Here is a 17141-nt window from a genome sequence, read left to right on the forward strand (position 1 = left end):
GAAACACTAAGACTATATGTAGTAACATTTTAATCAAAAGACAACAACATATTGGTGGAGGGTTATAAATGTTACAAAATAATACACGTGGAGAAGAAGAATTAATGAAAGTGTTTAAGACAATAGTCCACGGAAATGAACAAGATTTAATGCAAGAAAATGCAAATGTAGATGGCCGCTCTCCGATGGGAGTAATAGGAACGTTCGCATCTGAGAGTGCGAAATATTACGCTGTTGAAAATTTATTGTCAGATCAAGTGAAAAAAGCGATAAATGAAAATATATTATATCCACATGATTTAGATTTTTATGCGACAGGAACGACAACTTGTTCACAAATTCCGTTAGCGCAAATGCTTGCGAACGGTTTTCATACCGGACATGGACATATGAGACAACCGCAAGACATTAAAAGTGCATTAGCTCTTTCATCTATTATTTTTCAAGCGAATCAAAATATGCAGCATGGTGGTCAATCGTTTGCACTCTTTGATGTCGATTTAGCTCCATATGTGAGAAAAACAGTAGAGAGACATAAGAAACGATTACAGTCATATCCGCTTACGAAAGAACAAATAGAAGAATTTGCGTGGAAAGAAACAGAAAATGATACGTATCAGGCTTGTGAAGCTTTCATTCATAATTCAAATAGTATGCATAGTAGGGGCGGGGGGCAAGTACCGTTTATTTCTATTAATTATGGAACAGACACATCGAAAGAAGGAAGACTTTTAATTAAACAACTTTTAAAAGCGACACAAGCTGGTCTTGGTAAAGGGGAAACACCAATTTTTCCTATTCAAATTTTTAAAATGAAAAAAGGTGTGAATTTTGAAGAATGCGATCCGAACTATGATTTATTTGAATTAGCGTTAGAGACAACGGCTGAACGATTATTCCCTAACTTTTCATTTTTAGATGCGCCATTTAATGCTGTGCATTATGATGGAAGACCGGAAAGTGAAGTATGTTACATGGGATGTCGTACTCGTGTTATGTCTAACATACATGGAGAAGAAACGGCGATTGGAAGAGGGAATTTATCATTTACGTCCATTAACTTAGTGAAATTAGCACTCATTAGTGGTTCACAAGAAGCGTTTTTTGAAGCGTTAAATTATTACTTAGATGTAGGAATCCAGCAATTATTAGAGAGATTTGAGTATCAATGTACGAAGCGAGCAAGAGATTTTCGATTTTTATATTCACAGGGCGTGTGGCGCGGTGGAGAAAAGTTACAGCCTGAAGATTCTGTAGCATCGATTTTAAAGCAAGGGACGTTAAGTCTTGGTTTTATCGGTCTTGCGGAGTGTTTAGTAGCTTTAACAGGAAAGCATCACGGAGAAGATGAAGAATCATGGAAACTCGGATATGAAATTATTTCCTTTATGAGAGATAGAATGGATAAAGCGACAGAAGAACATGAACTGAATTTCTCAGTCATTGCAACTCCTGCAGAAGGGTTATCAGGGAAGTTTGTGAAAAAGGATAGGGAAGAATTTGGCGTGATTAGCGGTATAACGAACCATAATTATTATACGAATTCATTCCATATCCCAGTTTACTATAACATGCAAGCGATAAATAAAATTCGTTTAGAAGGACCTTTCCATGCTCTATGTAACGGGGGGCACATTACGTATATTGAACTAGACGGAGCAGCTATGCATAACAAGAAGGCGTTAAAACAAATTGTGCAAGCGATGGCAGAGAATGGTGTTGGATACGGTTCAATTAATCATCCTGTTGACCGTTGTAAGTGCTGCAATTATCACGGAGTTATCGGAAATGAATGTCCAAGCTGCGGAAATGAAGATGAGGCCAATATAGAAAGAATTCGCCGCATAACAGGTTATCTTGTAGGAGATATGTCGAAGTGGAATAGTGCGAAACGTAGTGAAGAGATGGATCGGGTGAAGCATAAATGAAAGTGATGAACATCATTCATGATAGTGTAGTAGATGGAGAAGGATTGCGGACAGTCGTGTTTTTTGCGGGCTGTCCGCATCGTTGTTTCGGTTGCCATAATCCGAAATCGTGGAATATTTGTAATGGAACTGAAATGACAGTAGAAGAAATTGTGAAAGAGATTGCAAGTAATCCATTAACTGATGTAACATTTTCAGGTGGGGATCCGTTTTTTCAAGCTGCTGAAGTGAAAAAAGTGGCAAAATCTGTAAAAGATTTGAAAAAAAATCTATGGATGTATACAGGTTATACGTTAGAAGAGATACAGAGTTCTCAAAATAATGATATGATAGAGTTGTTACATTATGGGGATGTTTTAGTCGATGGAAGATTTGAAATCGAGAAAAAAGATTTAACACTTCCATTTCGCGGAAGCTCCAATCAACGTATTATTCGATTGAAAGAGTAAAAAGGCGGGATAGATGATATGAATAAAACAGTATTACTTGTTGAAGATGAAAGAAGATTACGTGAAATTGTTAGTGATTACTTTCGTAACGAAGGCTTTGAAGTGATCGAAGCAGAAGACGGAAAAAAAGCGCTAGAATTATTTGCAGAGCATGAAATTGATTTAATTATGTTAGATATTATGTTACCAGAAATAGATGGATGGTCTGTTTGTAGACGAATTAGAAAAGAATCAGCAGTACCAATTATTATGCTAACAGCACGTTCGGATGAAGATGATACATTACTAGGGTTCGAATTAGGTGCGGATGAGTATGTAACAAAACCTTTCAGCCCGAAAGTGTTAGTAGCTCGCGCGAAGACATTATTAAAACGTGCGGATGGCGTGGTAGGAGTAGCAGAAGAAAATGCTATGTCTCTAGCTGGAATAGAAGTGAATCGTCTATCTAGAACCGTTTTAGTAGATGGAGAAGAAATTATATTGACACATAAAGAATTTGAACTTCTTGTTTATTTAATGGAGAACAAAGGAATTGTGTTGTCACGTCAACATTTATTAGATCAGTTGTGGGGATATGACTATTACGGTGATGACCGAACGGTTGATACTCATATTAAAAAACTACGAAATAAGCTAGGAGATAAAGCGAAGCATATTGGTACTGTTATTCGAGTTGGTTATAAGTTTGAAGAATAATTGTAACGGATTGTGTACTTTAGCCTAGGGAAATGTCGATTTTATATCCTCTTTGGCAGGTAGAATGTACAAAAAATACATTTCTTGTCTACAATGTTAGATAAGAGTATTTTTTTAATTGGATTTCACGATGAGTTCACAAGAAGGACACAAAACGTGACTATACTGAAAATACGAATTCACCAGAGAGGGGAAGTAAACATGGGATATTACGACGGACCAAATTTAAATGAAGAGCATAGTGAAACGAGAGAAGTGAGAAAATCAGGCAGTAAAAAAGGTTATTTTTTCACAGGTTTAGTCGGAGCTGTAGTTGGGGCTGTCACAATTAGTTTTGCGGCACCATATATGCCATGGGCTCAAAATAATGGAGCGGCTGTATCATCATTCAGTTCGGATTCAAAAGTTGAAGGTACTGTAGTTCCTGTTGTCAATAAGGCAAAAAATGAAACGGATTTACCTGGTATGATTGAAGGTGCGAAAGATGTTGTTGTAGGTGTTATTAATATGCAACAAAGTATTGATCCATTTGCAATGCAACCGACAGGTCAAGAACAGCAAGCTGGTTCAGGATCCGGTGTTATTTATAAAAAAGCAGGAAATAAAGCGTATATTGTAACAAACAACCATGTAGTAGATGGAGCAAATAAACTTGCTGTAAAATTAAGTGATGGCAAAAAAGTAGATGCAAAACTTGTAGGGAAAGATCCTTGGTTAGATTTAGCTGTTGTAGAAATTGATGGATCTAACGTAAATAAAGTTGCCACTTTAGGTGATTCAAGTAAAATCCGTGCGGGTGAAAAAGCAATTGCAATCGGTAATCCACTAGGGTTTGATGGAAGTGTAACGGAAGGTATTATTAGTAGTAAAGAACGTGAAATTCCAGTAGATATCGATGGCGATAAACGCGCGGATTGGAATGCTCAAGTTATTCAAACAGATGCAGCAATTAACCCAGGTAATAGTGGGGGTGCATTATTTAACCAAAATGGTGAAATAATTGGGATTAATTCAAGTAAAATTGCACAACAAGAAGTTGAAGGAATTGGATTTGCTATTCCAATTAATATCGCAAAGCCAGTTATTGAATCACTTGAAAAAGACGGCGTAGTGAAACGTCCAGCTCTTGGAGTAGGTGTCGTTTCATTAGAAGATGTGCAAGCTTATGCAGTAAATCAATTAAAAGTGCCAAAAGAAGTAACAAATGGCGTTGTATTAGGTAAAATTTACCCAATATCACCGGCAGAAAAAGCTGGTTTAGAGCAATATGATATTGTAGTAGCATTAGATAATCAAAAAGTAGAAAACTCACTTCAATTCCGTAAATATTTATATGAAAAGAAAAAAGTAGGTGAGAAAGTAGAAGTTACATTCTATCGTAACGGTCAAAAAATGACGAAAACAGCTACTTTAGCAGATAACTCAGCTACAAAGAATCAATAATCGGAATAAAAGAAAGTCTCTTTCATGTTGAAAGAGACTTTCTTTATCGGCTATACTAAAGGAATAGGAGGGATTAATTATGATGATTGAAAACCCAACTCGTACGGAAATTGGTGAAGTATTAAAGAAAAGCAAAACAATTGCGGTTGTTGGTTTATCGGATAAGCCAGAACGTACATCGTATATGGTTTCAAAAGCAATGCAAGATGCTGGATACCGCATTATTCCAGTAAACCCAACAGTAGATGAGGTGCTAGGAGAGAAATCAGTTGCTTCACTAAAAGATATTAAGGAACATGTTGACATTGTAAATGTATTCCGCCGTTCAGAATTTTTAATGGATGTTGCAAAAGAATTTGTGGAGATTGATGCAGATGTTTTTTGGGCACAATTAGGAGTACAAGATGAAGATACATATCAACTTTTAAAAGAAAAAGACTATACTGTAATAATGGATCGTTGCATAAAAGTAGAACATGCAATGACAAAATAGTATAGATTGTAAAGTTAGAAAGATTGCTTCAGCCCTTATTATAGATAAGTAGGGCCGATGAACGAGGTGTTCATCATGAGATTTTTTAAAGGCTGTTTTTGGGGATTGTTACTTGTACTCCCGTTTTGGATCTTGATCATTTGGATCATAATAAAGGTTTGGAATATGTAATCTTGGCATACATATCCATTTCTCGTTGACAAACGATTATTTTTCTGAAATAGTAGCCTAGAGGAATCCTTGTGAAAAAACAAGGATTTTTCTATTGAAAATGGTATATAAAAGAGATAAGATAACTTGCCAAAACTATAGTCGAGGCGTTATTCTATAATAGAAACATATGTTCTGATTTTGGATTAGGAAAGGGGCAAGGAGTTTGGCGAAGCATCAGTTCCAATATAATGAAGATGCGATTCAAGTGTTAGAAGGACTTGAAGCCGTTCGAAAACGCCCGGGTATGTATATCGGGAGCACGGACAGCCGTGGATTGCATCATTTAGTATACGAAATAGTAGATAACTCCGTTGATGAAGCGTTAGCGGGATTTGGCGACGAAATTTCTGTCGTAATACATAAAGATAATAGTATTAGCGTTATTGATAAAGGGCGAGGAATGCCTACGGGAATGCATAAACTTGGGAAACCGACACCTGAAGTTATTTTAACTGTACTTCATGCAGGCGGTAAGTTTGGTCAAGGTGGCTATAAAACAAGCGGTGGTTTACACGGTGTTGGGGCATCAGTTGTAAACGCCTTATCAGAATGGTTAGTCGTAACGATTAAGCGTGACGGAAATATTTATGAACAACGCTTTGAAAATGGTGGTGTTCCTGTAACGACGCTTGAAAAAATCGGAAAGACAAAAGAATCTGGTACGACAATGCATTTTAAACCAGATACAACAATTTTCAGTACAACAAATTATAACTATGAAACTTTATGTGAAAGATTACGCGAATCTGCATTTTTATTAAAAGGGATGAAAATCTCAATAAAAGATGAACGAAATGATTTAGAAGATGTGTTTCATTATGAAACAGGAATTGAAGCTTTCGTTTCATACTTAAACGAAGAGAAAGATTCGATTCATCCAGTTGTATATTTCTCTGGTGAACAAAATGGAATTGAGGCAGAGCTAGCATTTCAATTTAACGATGGCTACTCAGAAAATATTCTATCGTTTGTAAATAACGTACGTACAAAAGATGGTGGAACACATGAAGCTGGATTTAAGACAGCAATGACACGTGTGTTTAATGAGTATGCTCGTAAAGTTTCGCTATTAAAAGAAAAAGATAAAAACTTAGAAGGTACAGATATTCGTGAAGGTGTAGCGGCTATCGTTTCTGTACGTGTACCAGAAGAAGTACTTCAGTTTGAAGGACAAACGAAGGGGAAACTAGGTACAAGTGAAGCTCGGTCTTCAATTGATGCCATTGTATCAGAGCATTTAGCTTACTTTTTAGAAGAAAACCCGGACGTAGCTACACTTCTTGTGAGAAAAGCAATTAAAGCAGCACAAGCGCGTGAAGCCGCTCGTAAAGCGAGAGAGGAAGCGCGTACTGGTAAAAAGAAAAAGAAGTCAGAAGGTACATTAAGTGGTAAGTTAACACCCGCACAATCACGTAACCCGCAGAAAAATGAACTGTACCTAGTAGAGGGTGACTCTGCCGGTGGTTCTGCGAAACAAGGACGAGATCGACGTTTCCAAGCGGTATTACCATTGCGTGGTAAAGTAATTAATACAGAAAAAGCAAAGCTTGCTGATATCTTCAAAAATGAAGAGATTAATACAATCATTTATGCAATTGGCGGCGGTGTAGGCAATGAATTCGATGTGGAAGATATTAACTACGATAAAGTTGTCATTATGACCGATGCTGATACAGACGGGGCGCATATTCAAGTATTGTTATTAACATTCTTCTACAGATATATGAAACCACTTATTGAAGCTGGTAAAGTGTTTATCGCACTTCCTCCTTTATACAAAGTAAGTAAAGGAAAAGGAAAAAGTGAAGTAATTGAATATGCATGGTCAGATGATGAATTAGATGAAGTAACGAAAAAAGTTGGAAAAGGTTACATGTTACAGCGTTATAAAGGACTTGGCGAAATGAATGCGGATCAATTATGGGAAACAACGATGAATCCTGAAACGCGTACATTAATTCGCGTGAAAATTGATGATGCAGCGAGGGCAGAGCGCCGAGTTACAACATTAATGGGTGATAAAGTAGAACCGCGTCGTAAATGGATTGAGCGCAATGTACAGTTTGGTATGCAAGAAGAAGGAAATATTTTAGAAAATGAAATGATTATGGAGACGGAGGTGGAATAACATGCAAGCAGAGAAGTTTCATGACCTCCCGCTTGAAGACGTGTTAGGTGATCGCTTTGCACGTTATAGTAAATATATTATTCAAGATCGCGCGCTTCCAGATGCTCGTGATGGCTTAAAACCAGTACAAAGACGTATTTTATATTCTATGTATGTAGAAGGAAACGTACACGATAAAGCATTCCGTAAGTCAGCTAAAACAGTTGGTAACGTTATTGGTAATTATCATCCGCATGGTGATTCCTCTGTATATGAGGCGATGGTACGTTTAAGCCAAACTTGGAAAGTACGTAATGTTTTAGTTGAGATGCATGGTAATAACGGTAGTGTTGACGGGGATCCAGCAGCAGCAATGCGTTATACGGAAGCCCGATTATCACCAATTGCATCTGAGTTATTACGTGATCTTGATAAAGAAACAGTAGAATTCGTATCCAACTTTGATGATACGAGTGAAGAACCGGTTGTTTTACCAGCAGCGTTCCCGAACTTATTAGTGAACGGATCTACAGGGATTTCCGCTGGTTATGCAACAGAAATTCCTCCGCATCATCTTGGAGAAGTTATTGACGCTACAATGATGCGTATTGATAAACCGAATAGTACTGTTGATGATTTATTAACAGTTATGAAAGGACCTGATTTCCCAACAGGTGGTATTATTCAAGGGATTGATGGTATTAAAAAGGCGTATGAAACAGGTAAAGGTAAAATTATTATTCGCGGGAAAGCAGAAGTTGAAACGGTTCGTGGTGGGAAACAGCAAATCGTAATTACTGAAATTCCATACGAAGTAAATAAAGCAAACCTTGTTAAGAAAATGGATGAGTTACGTCTAGATAAAAAATTAGATGGCATTGCTGAAGTGCGTGATGAGACAGATCGTACAGGTCTTCGTATTGTCGTAGAATTAAAAAAAGAAGCAAATTCTGAAGGTATTTTAAATTATTTATATAAAAATACAGATTTGCAAATACCATATAACTTTAATATGGTAGCGATTAATAATCGTCGTCCAACGCTTATGACATTACCGAAAATTTTAGATGCATATATTGGGCATCAAAAAGAAGTTGTTACGAGACGTTCACAATATGAATTAAGAAAAGCAGAAAATCGTCAACATATTGTAGAAGGTTTAAAGAAAGCATTATCGATTTTAGACCAAGTTATTGAAACGATTCGAGCTTCAAAAGATAAGCGTAATGCAAAAGATAATTTAAGTGCGAAATTTGGATTTACAGAAGCGCAAGCGGAAGCAATTGTATCCTTGCAATTATATCGTTTAACGAATACAGATATTACAGCACTACAACAAGAGGCAGATGAGCTTAATAAGAAAATTATTGAGTTACAGGCAATTTTACAAAGTGAAAAAAGATTACTTCAAGTAATTAAAACAGATTTAAAGAGAGTTAAGAAAACATATAGTGATGATCGACGTGCAATTATTGAAGATCAAATCGAGGAAATTAAAATCGATGTAGAAGTGATGATCCCACAAGAAGATGTCATCGTTACTGTAACGAAAGAAGGATATGTGAAACGTACTGGATGGCGCTCACATAATGCCTCAAACGGCAAAGACTTCGGTATGAAAGAGGGTGACATCTTACTTGAACGATTCGATACGAATACGACAGAGACAGTCCTCTTATTTACGAATAAAGGAAACTATATATATTTGCCAGTATACGAAATGCCAGATATTCGTTGGAAAGATTTAGGTCAGCACGTTGCTAATATCGTTTCACTCGACCGGGATGAAACCATTATTTGGGCAACTGTCGTACCGAACTTTGAGGAAGAAAAGCGATTTATCGTATTTGTAACAAAGAATGGTATGATTAAGAAGACAGAATTAAACCAATATAAAGTACAGCGTTACTCAAGAGCGTTCGTTGCTGTAAACTTGAAAAAAGATGATGAAGTTGTTGATATATTTGCGACAGATGGAACGAGTGATATCGTTCTTGCTACACACGGTGCATATGCACTTATTTTCCATGAAGATGAAGTAAGTCCAGTCGGTGTAAGAGCCGCTGGTGTGAAAGCAATTAATTTAAAAGAAGATGATTATGTCGCTTCTGGTAAACCATTAAATGGTGACAAAGATCAACTTATTCTCGTAACGCAGCGCGGTGCCGTAAAACGCCTAAAAGCATCAGAAATTGAGAAATCAACGAGAGCGAAGCGAGGTCTTGTTATTTTCAAAGAGTTAAAACGTAATCCATACCGCATTGTCGGTATTGAAATCGTTAGAGACGATGAACTAGTTTACATGAAGACAGAGAAACATATCGTAGAAGAAATTGATCCGAAAGCGTATCGAAATAAGGATCGGTATAGTAACGGTAGTTTAGTGCTAGATGTTAACGATACTGGTGAAGTTATTGAAACGTGGACGAAAAAACGACCGGAATAAAAAAAGCATCTTGCCATGAATAATGGCAAGATGCTTTTTTCTAGGCAATTTATTATGTAAATAATAATAATCTTGTTATAATAACTGAATGAAATCGTTCTCATAAAGTGGAATTCTAATCAGTGGGGATCTTACTGTCCGCAAATAGCCGGATAAATGGAGGGGCAACATGAAAAAAATAGGTGTAGGGATTGTAGGTTTTGGATTTTCTAGTACAACATTTCATATCCCATTATTACAAACGATAGAAGAATATGATATTCGTGCCGTATTATCTTCAAAAGAAGAGGTAGTAAAAGAAACATTACCGAATGCTAACGTCGTTAGTACAATTGATGAATTGGTGAAGCGAGCTGATATTGAATTAGTCGTCATTACTTCACCAAATACAACTCATTTTCCATATGTAAAAGAAGCAATATTAAACGGTAAGCATGTTGTTGTAGAGAAACCATTTGTTGTTTCAATTGAAGAAGGAGAAGAGCTTATTTCATTAGCAGAGCAGCATAATGTCGTATTAAGTGTATATCATAATCGTCGTTTTGATAATGATTTCTTAACAATTAAGAAATTATTAGAAGAAAATAGAATAGGTAACCTATACGCATATGAAGCGCATTTTGATCGTTTCCGTCCACATGTACGTGATCGCTGGAGAGAAAAGAACTTACCAGGATCAGGAATATTATATGATTTAGGATCGCATTTAATTGACCAAGCATTATCATTATTTGGGAAACCAAATGCGATAAGTGCAGATCTAATCAAACAACGACCAGGTGCAGAGGTGGATGATTATTTCCACATAGTACTTCACTACGGAGTTAAACGTGTCATTTTACGTAGTAGCAGTTATGTGAAAAAGGCAGGTCCACATTTTACACTGCATGGAGATAAAGGTTCTATCGTGAAATACGGTATGGATTCACAGGAAGAACAATTAAAAAATGGAATGAAGCCAGGCGATAACGGTTATGGAGTAGACGCTGAAGAGAATTTTGTTACTCTACAAACAGAAGAAGAGTTAGTACGTATTCCATCAGAAGTTGGCTGTTATGACATGTACTATAAAGGTGTAAGAGATAGCATTATAAATGGTGAGAAACCACCTGTAACAGCACAAGAAGGTTTAGAAGTAATTAAGCTAATTCAATTAGCGGTTGAAAGTAATGAAACGGGTAGAGTTATCACTGTAAAATAAAAAAGACACGAATTTCGTGTCTTTTTTATTAGGAATATGACAAATTATTTAGTTTAATCGCTTATCATACATTAACTGGATTTGGATGCCGTAAGGATCTTCAATAATACCATATGCTTCACTAAATACATTTTTTTCTAGTGGAGAGATTACCTTCACATTCTTATCGGAAATTAAATTATTATAAAATCTTTGTATTTCTTCTAAATTAGCGCTTTGAATGCAAAGTGACATGTTATTTCCAACGTTATAACCTTTGTTAGGATTCATTGTATCTTCTGCTATCATTAGCTTTGTATTCCCAATTTGTAAAACAGAGTGAGCAATATGATCTTTATTTTCACTTGTAATTTTGAAAGAACTATCTCTTTTCGCCAGTTCTTCATACGTAACAACCATTAACTTTTTGGCTTCTAAATTACGTATATAAAAATGAATTGCCTCCTTTGCTTGCCCATTCATTGAAAGAAAAATAGCTATTTCTAATGTCATAAATTTATAACTCCTTTATTAGTTAATAATTATAATATAGACTAAAAAGGTTTCAATACATGACACCTTTCGAGGAGGGAAATATGAAAAAAACGGAACGAATAAATGATATGCTTATTTTCTTAAATAATAAAAGATATTTTAATTTAAAAGATTTAATGGTTAGATATGATATTTCTAAAAGTACCGCGTTGCGAGATATTCAATCATTAGAAGAAATAGGTGTACCAATATATTCTGAACTAGGCAGAAATGGAAGTTATAAAATTATAGAAAATAGTGTGTTGTCACCAATTTATTTTAGTGTGGATGAAATGTATGCATTATACTTTTCAATTCTTACATTAAATGGATACAAGACAAAACCATTCAATATAGAAAGTATTGCGCTTGAAAATAAATTTAAACATGTCTTACCTGATAATGTGCGTAAAAATATTGCAATTATGGAACGAACGCTTTCTTTTGAAGTAACAAATCATAGTAATTTTAGTCCGTTCTTAAAAGAAATTTTGCAGGGGATTTTTGCTGAGCGAGTTTATCATTTAACATATTTAAAAAAAGATGTGGAGAAAGCCTTGATTGCACAATTTATTCGAATAGAATCTAAATTTGGCCAGTGGTATGCTAAAATCTTTAATTTTGAGACAAATAATGTTCAAATAATTAGATGTGATAAAATTCTTTCTATTGTGGAAACAAGTAATACGAAGCCAAAAAATCTTGAGGAATTATTAAATTATCTTGCTACTTTTCACAGAAAACCTGATGCAATTGATTTTATTGTCATTGTTAATCAAAGAGGAAAAGACATTTTTGATAAAGAGAATTATCCTTCCATGAAGATACAAAAAGAAAATGAACATTATATTATAACAGGCTATTTCAATAAACAAGAAGTTGATTTTATCTCGAACTATTTTCTGAATTTCGGTGAAACGATTATCTCAATTCAGCCTGTTATGCTAAAAGAGTTAATCTATAATAAGGTGTTATCTATAAAGCAGCATTTCACTTCTTTAAGATAAAGTTAGTTTTAGCCATTTATTTGACATGAAAAAGCCCTTGAGATTTAAATATCAAAGGGCTTTTTGTTGATTTTATTTGTTCTTTAGATACAATTATTTTTCTGGGACGGACAGTCCATAAAAGAACATCGTAACGATATCTTGTATATGTTTTTCACGATCTCCTTCAAGAAGTTGTGCTCCGAAATCATCACCTAATTTAGTGAACATTTGAATGTATAGCAACATCATTTCTTTAGTAAGGTGAGGGTTAATTTCATTTTTTTGCTGTGCTTGTTCTAATATTTCTAAATACCAAGGCAAGATTTTTTCGTTTTGATAACTATAAATAAACTTTCGGAGCTCTTCATCTCTTTGCATCATTTGTAGTAACATATCCGGCTGAAATAACCCACCAGTATTCATTTTTCTTACAATCATTTTTTGCATCATATCATGAAAAGGTAATTTTTCCGCTGCAAGATCTTTATAATATTGAAATTCAGATATAATAAATTCTTGTATAAGCTCTCGAAATAACGCATCTTTACTTCCGAAATGATTATAAATGGTAACTTGAGAAACGTTTGCTTCTTTTGCAATATGTTCTATTTTCACTTCATTAAATCCGCGTTCTGAAAATAATAAGAAGGCTGCCTCTTTAATAGCACGTTTTTTCTTTTCTTTCACTTTTTCAAAGCCGTTCAATGCAATCACCTCAATTAAAATATACAAGAAAAAATAATGAAAAACAATAATTTTGAAATATGGACATATAAATATTTCAAAAAGTTGTTGCGAATATGAAAGATGAGGAGTACAATAATTTTGAAATATCACATATTAAATATTTCAAAAAATGAGGTGGAATTATGATTTCAGTTCAAAATGTCACAAAAAAATTTTCAAATGGAAAAGGTTTGTTTCATATTACATTTGAAGTGAAAGAAGGGGAAGTATTCGGTTACTTAGGACCAAATGGTGCCGGGAAATCCACAACAATTCGTAATTTAATGGGGTTTATAAAACCGACAGATGGTAAAGCGACAATTTTTGGATTGGATTGTTGGAATGAAGCAGCGAAAATTCAAAGAGAAGTTGGCTATCTACCAGGAGAAATCTCTTTTATTGAAGGAATGAACGGATTAGAGTTTTTGAAGTTAATGCAAGGAATGCGTGGTTTAAAGGATACGAAAAGACGAGATGAACTAATAGAACGTCTGCAATTTGATGTAAAAACACCGATTCGAAAAATGTCTAAGGGAATGAAGCAAAAAGTAGGGATTGTTGCGGCTTTTATGCATGATCCGAAAGTGTTAATTTTAGATGAACCAACATCAGGACTCGACCCACTTATGCAGCAAGTGTTTATAGATTTAATAGTAGAGGAAAAGCAAAAAGGAAAAACAATTCTTATGTCGTCGCATATTTTTACTGAAATTGAACGTACGTGTGATCGAGTAGCGATTATTAAAGATGGTCGCCTTGTAACGGTTGAAAATATTCATGATTTACAAAGCATGAGACGACAGGTAATAGATGTAACCGTATCATCGCAAGAAGAGATTGAATCTCTTACGCAATGTAATTTGCAATTTGAAGCGGTGAAAGGTAGAGAAGCATCGATTATCGTACAAGGAAACTATCAAACTGTTTTACAAATACTTTCAAACTATAATGTAACGGCACTTCAAACGAGAGCAATGGATTTAGAACATTTATTTATGCATTATTACGATAAGAAAGAAGGGGTAAAGCATGAATAAGCAATTGTTTTTAGCTAGTTTGAAAGAAGCGCAAAAAAGTATTTTAAGTTATGCTACGGGTGCAGCTTTATATTTATGGTTGTTAATTTGGATCTTCCCTTCAATGGTATCAGCGAAAGGTTTAAATGAATTAATAAGCGCTATGCCTGATAGTGTGAAAAAAATTGTTGGCATGGAAAGTCCGATTCAAAACGTAATGGATTTTTTAGCTGGCGAGTATTATAGTCTATTGTTTATTATTATTTTAACGATTTTTTGCGTAACAGTTGCAACACATTTAATTGCACGGCATGTAGATAAAGGGGCGATGGCATATTTGCTAGCAACGCCTGTATCTAGGGTGAAAATTGCAATCACGCAAGCGTCTATTCTTATATTGGGACTACTAATTATTGTAGCTGTTACGTATGTAGCAGGTATAGTAGGTGCAGAATGGTTTTTAGAAGATAATAATTTAAATAAAGAATTATTCCTGAAGATAAACGTAGTCGGAGGGCTCATCTTTTTAGTCGTTAGTGGTTATTCATTTTTCTTTTCTTGTATATGTAATGACGAAAGAAAGGCACTTAGCTACTCAGCAAGTTTAACAATATTATTTTTCGTAACGGATATGGTAGGTAAATTAAGTGATAAGTTAGAGTGGATGAGAAATATATCATTGTTTACGCTATTTCGTCCGAAAGAAATAGCTGAAGGAACGTATAATATATGGCCAGTAAGTATAGGTTTAACTGCTGGAGCACTTTGTATTTTTATAGCAGCAATTGTTGTGTTTAGGAAGAGGGATTTACCGTTATAGAGTAGAAAGTCCACTATATGAGTGGACTTTTTTTGATGAGGAGGAAACTAGTGGATCATTTATTCCGGGTGCAGCTATATGTAAATGATATAGAAAAGTCATTATTGTTCTATGAAGAAGTAATTGGTTTAAAGTTGTATAAACGAAATATGCATGCAGCACGTTTTAATTTCGACCAGTTTTCTTTATTACTAGTTAGTGATTCAAGATTGAATGAAAATCACTATTTTTACAATCGAAAAGAGATGAAGGGGAATGGCTTTGAACTAATTATTGTTGTCAATCGGATTGAAGAAGTATATGAACGTTGTAAAGAGAATCGGTGCACAATACAAGAAGAAATTCAAACTTATCCATGGGAGATGAGAGGATTTAAAATTGTGGATCCAGATGGGTATTTACTTAGAATTACATCTAAGTATAGGTAAACATGAAAAATGTTTACCTTTTTTTATGAAAATATTCAAAAAAATGAACCTTTTTCTAGGCTCATCCGTCTAATACATGTAAAGTTAAATTTGAAGTGAGGATGAAACAGGAGGAGCAATTGTGAAAGTAATCCCTTTATATAAAATGATTGTAAAAGAAGAAACCGATGTTTCTTTAGCGAAAAAAGGTGATCATGAAGCATTTATGAGGCTTATACATACAGAAAAAGTAAAGATGTATCGTATTGCAAAGGCTATGTTACGTGATGAGACAAATATAGAGGATGCGATACAAACAACAATTTTAAAAGCCTATGAGAATATAAAAAAATTAAAGAAAGAAGAGTTTTTTCAAACTTGGTTAATTCGAATTTTAATGAATGAATGTAATAACATTATTAGAACGTATAAAAAGATAATTGTGACAGAAGAGAATGATTACAATATGAGTGCGTGCGATCAGTATGAAGATATAGATTTGTGTAATGCGATTCAATCGTTACATGAAGAGTTAAGAGCTGTTACGGTGCTTTATTATTATGAAGATATGAATCAAGAGAGTATAGCGAAGCTTTTAGAAGTACCAAAAGGAACAGTGAAATCGAGATTGGCACGTGCAAGGGAACAACTACAGAAACGATTAAAGATGGAATAGGGGGTGCAAAGGATGGATAATGAAAAAATATTTGATGAGAAATTAAAAAAGAGAATAAACGAAGAGAATGTTATAGTACCGCCAGAGTTAAATGAAAAGATTAATCGTACACTACATAGTCTTCCGGTAAAAAAGAAAGGTTACAGAGTTTATATGATGGTTATAAGTGCTGCTGTTCTAGCACTTTCAATTGTGTCTATATCGGAGTTTTCTGATCAAATTTTTGCTCAAAACGGCGGAGTGTTTGAATATGTAAAGAAAAAGGCATTTTCTGATTACGAAAACGAAGAGGAAATAAAAGCGAATGTAAATTATCCAGATAAAGAAAAGATTCATGAAAAAATGCTAGATTCCATTGATCATTTTAATAATATTTCAGGACAATTTGAGGAATATTCTAGTTCGTCAAGAATTGCTACAACATACAAATATACGATTGATACGGAGCAACAAAGAGGTATCTCTTCGAAAGAAGATAAACTAGTGAAAAAACGAACCATTATATATAACGAGGGCAAGAAAAAAGAGTTTGATGACGAGAAGTATACGTACAAAGAAACAAAATGGAGCCCGAAAGAAAGAAACTATGAACTATTAAAATTAAATCCTACGGAAAGGTTATTGAGAAAATCAGGTGAGAAAAAAAGGTATGATGATGAATATATAGGATTCGCGAAGTATAGTATTCAATCCGAATTTGCTGATCTATTAATTCGATATAAAGATTGGAATTATAAAGAAACGAAGTATCTTGGACTGGATTGCTACAAAATAGAAGGGACAATAAATATAGAAATGCCTGTAAGTACATCTGAAGATTTAAGAGGGAAATTTGAAATGGTTGTAGAGAAAAATACGGGGATTATGCTAAAGTTCCTTAGTTTCCACGAAGGTATGATTCAATATTCGATTACAACAGAATGGATACAAATAAACAAAGGATTGAAAGAGAATACATTTCAAAAGGAAAGCGCTAATTATGAGAAAGTGAAAAATATATTGGATGAATAGAAAACGG

16 protein-coding genes are annotated in these 17141 nt (G+C 34.6%); 14 read left to right on the plus strand and 2 right to left on the minus strand.

The window, feature by feature from the left end; translation table 11 throughout:
* Nucleotides 1-68 precede the first annotated feature (68 nt).
* The 8 genes from ACTFRS_RS00550 (at nt 69) to ACTFRS_RS00585 (ending at nt 10976) form a co-directional block, all read left to right on the plus strand.
* On the plus strand, nt 69-1928 hold the full coding sequence (locus tag ACTFRS_RS00550; protein WP_440024532.1) for an anaerobic ribonucleoside triphosphate reductase: 1860 nt from the start codon (nt 69-71) through the stop codon (nt 1926-1928).
* Entirely contained in the window at nt 1925-2377 is a 453-nt protein-coding gene (gene nrdG / locus ACTFRS_RS00555; protein ID WP_070806674.1) for an anaerobic ribonucleoside-triphosphate reductase activating protein, read from the plus strand. The genes ACTFRS_RS00550 and nrdG overlap by 4 nt, the downstream gene beginning before the upstream one ends.
* A gap of 18 nt (nt 2378-2395) precedes the next feature.
* Entirely contained in the window at nt 2396-3073 is a 678-nt protein-coding gene (locus ACTFRS_RS00560) for a response regulator transcription factor (protein ID WP_001044683.1), read from the plus strand.
* Between the two features lie 201 nt (nt 3074-3274).
* Entirely contained in the window at nt 3275-4516 is a 1242-nt protein-coding gene (locus ACTFRS_RS00565; protein WP_098671291.1) for a S1C family serine protease, read from the plus strand.
* A 79-nt stretch (nt 4517-4595) separates the two neighbouring features.
* Complete coding sequence (locus ACTFRS_RS00570) at nt 4596-5009, plus strand: CoA-binding protein (RefSeq protein ID WP_139866320.1); 414 nt, start codon at nt 4596-4598, stop codon at nt 5007-5009.
* A 376-nt stretch (nt 5010-5385) separates the two neighbouring features.
* A complete protein-coding gene (gene parE / locus ACTFRS_RS00575) occupies nt 5386-7350 on the plus strand; it encodes a DNA topoisomerase IV subunit B (protein WP_001062200.1) in 1965 nt (654 codons plus the stop codon).
* 1 nt (nt 7351) lies between these two features.
* The gene (gene parC, locus ACTFRS_RS00580) at nt 7352-9775 is read left to right on the plus strand and encodes a DNA topoisomerase IV subunit A (RefSeq protein WP_001147477.1); all 2424 of its coding nucleotides are present in this window, start codon (nt 7352-7354) and stop codon (nt 9773-9775) included.
* A gap of 169 nt (nt 9776-9944) precedes the next feature.
* The gene (locus ACTFRS_RS00585) at nt 9945-10976 is read left to right on the plus strand and encodes an oxidoreductase (RefSeq protein WP_139866319.1); all 1032 of its coding nucleotides are present in this window, start codon (nt 9945-9947) and stop codon (nt 10974-10976) included.
* A 48-nt stretch (nt 10977-11024) separates the two neighbouring features.
* Here the strand turns inward: ACTFRS_RS00585 and ACTFRS_RS00590 are convergent, their stop codons facing one another.
* Complete coding sequence (locus ACTFRS_RS00590; protein ID WP_139866318.1) at nt 11025-11468, minus strand: VOC family protein; 444 nt, start codon at nt 11466-11468, stop codon at nt 11025-11027.
* Nucleotides 11469-11527: 59 nt separating this feature from the next.
* On the opposite strand from ACTFRS_RS00590, the gene ACTFRS_RS00595 reads away from it, so the two are divergent.
* On the plus strand, nt 11528-12496 hold the full coding sequence (locus ACTFRS_RS00595; RefSeq protein WP_139866317.1) for a helix-turn-helix transcriptional regulator: 969 nt from the start codon (nt 11528-11530) through the stop codon (nt 12494-12496).
* Between the two features lie 93 nt (nt 12497-12589).
* On the opposite strand, the gene ACTFRS_RS00600 is transcribed toward ACTFRS_RS00595, so the two are convergent.
* Nucleotides 12590-13192 (minus strand): TetR/AcrR family transcriptional regulator, encoded by a 603-nt coding sequence (locus tag ACTFRS_RS00600; protein ID WP_223290765.1) that lies wholly within the window; start codon nt 13190-13192, stop codon nt 12590-12592.
* Between the two features lie 155 nt (nt 13193-13347).
* On the opposite strand from ACTFRS_RS00600, the gene ACTFRS_RS00605 reads away from it, so the two are divergent.
* The 5 genes from ACTFRS_RS00605 (at nt 13348) to ACTFRS_RS00625 (ending at nt 17134) form a co-directional block, all read left to right on the plus strand.
* Complete coding sequence (locus ACTFRS_RS00605) at nt 13348-14241, plus strand: ABC transporter ATP-binding protein (protein WP_440024528.1); 894 nt, start codon at nt 13348-13350, stop codon at nt 14239-14241.
* Entirely contained in the window at nt 14234-15040 is an 807-nt protein-coding gene (locus ACTFRS_RS00610) for an ABC transporter permease subunit (protein ID WP_440024526.1), read from the plus strand. Before ACTFRS_RS00605 ends, ACTFRS_RS00610 begins: the two co-directional genes overlap by 8 nt.
* Nucleotides 15041-15090: 50 nt before the next feature.
* The gene (locus ACTFRS_RS00615) at nt 15091-15468 is read left to right on the plus strand and encodes a VOC family protein (RefSeq protein ID WP_242294576.1); all 378 of its coding nucleotides are present in this window, start codon (nt 15091-15093) and stop codon (nt 15466-15468) included.
* Between the two features lie 121 nt (nt 15469-15589).
* Complete coding sequence (locus tag ACTFRS_RS00620; protein ID WP_000864742.1) at nt 15590-16123, plus strand: sigma-70 family RNA polymerase sigma factor; 534 nt, start codon at nt 15590-15592, stop codon at nt 16121-16123.
* A gap of 12 nt (nt 16124-16135) precedes the next feature.
* Nucleotides 16136-17134: an anti-sigma factor gene (locus ACTFRS_RS00625; protein WP_139866311.1), complete on the plus strand. Its 999-nt coding sequence runs from the start codon at nt 16136-16138 to the stop codon at nt 17132-17134.
* The last annotated feature ends 7 nt before the right edge of the window (nt 17135-17141 follow it).

The organism is Bacillus cereus group sp. MYBK139-1 (assembly GCF_051916915.1).
GTDB classification, from domain to species: Bacteria; Bacillota; Bacilli; order Bacillales; family Bacillaceae_G; genus Bacillus_A; species Bacillus_A pacificus.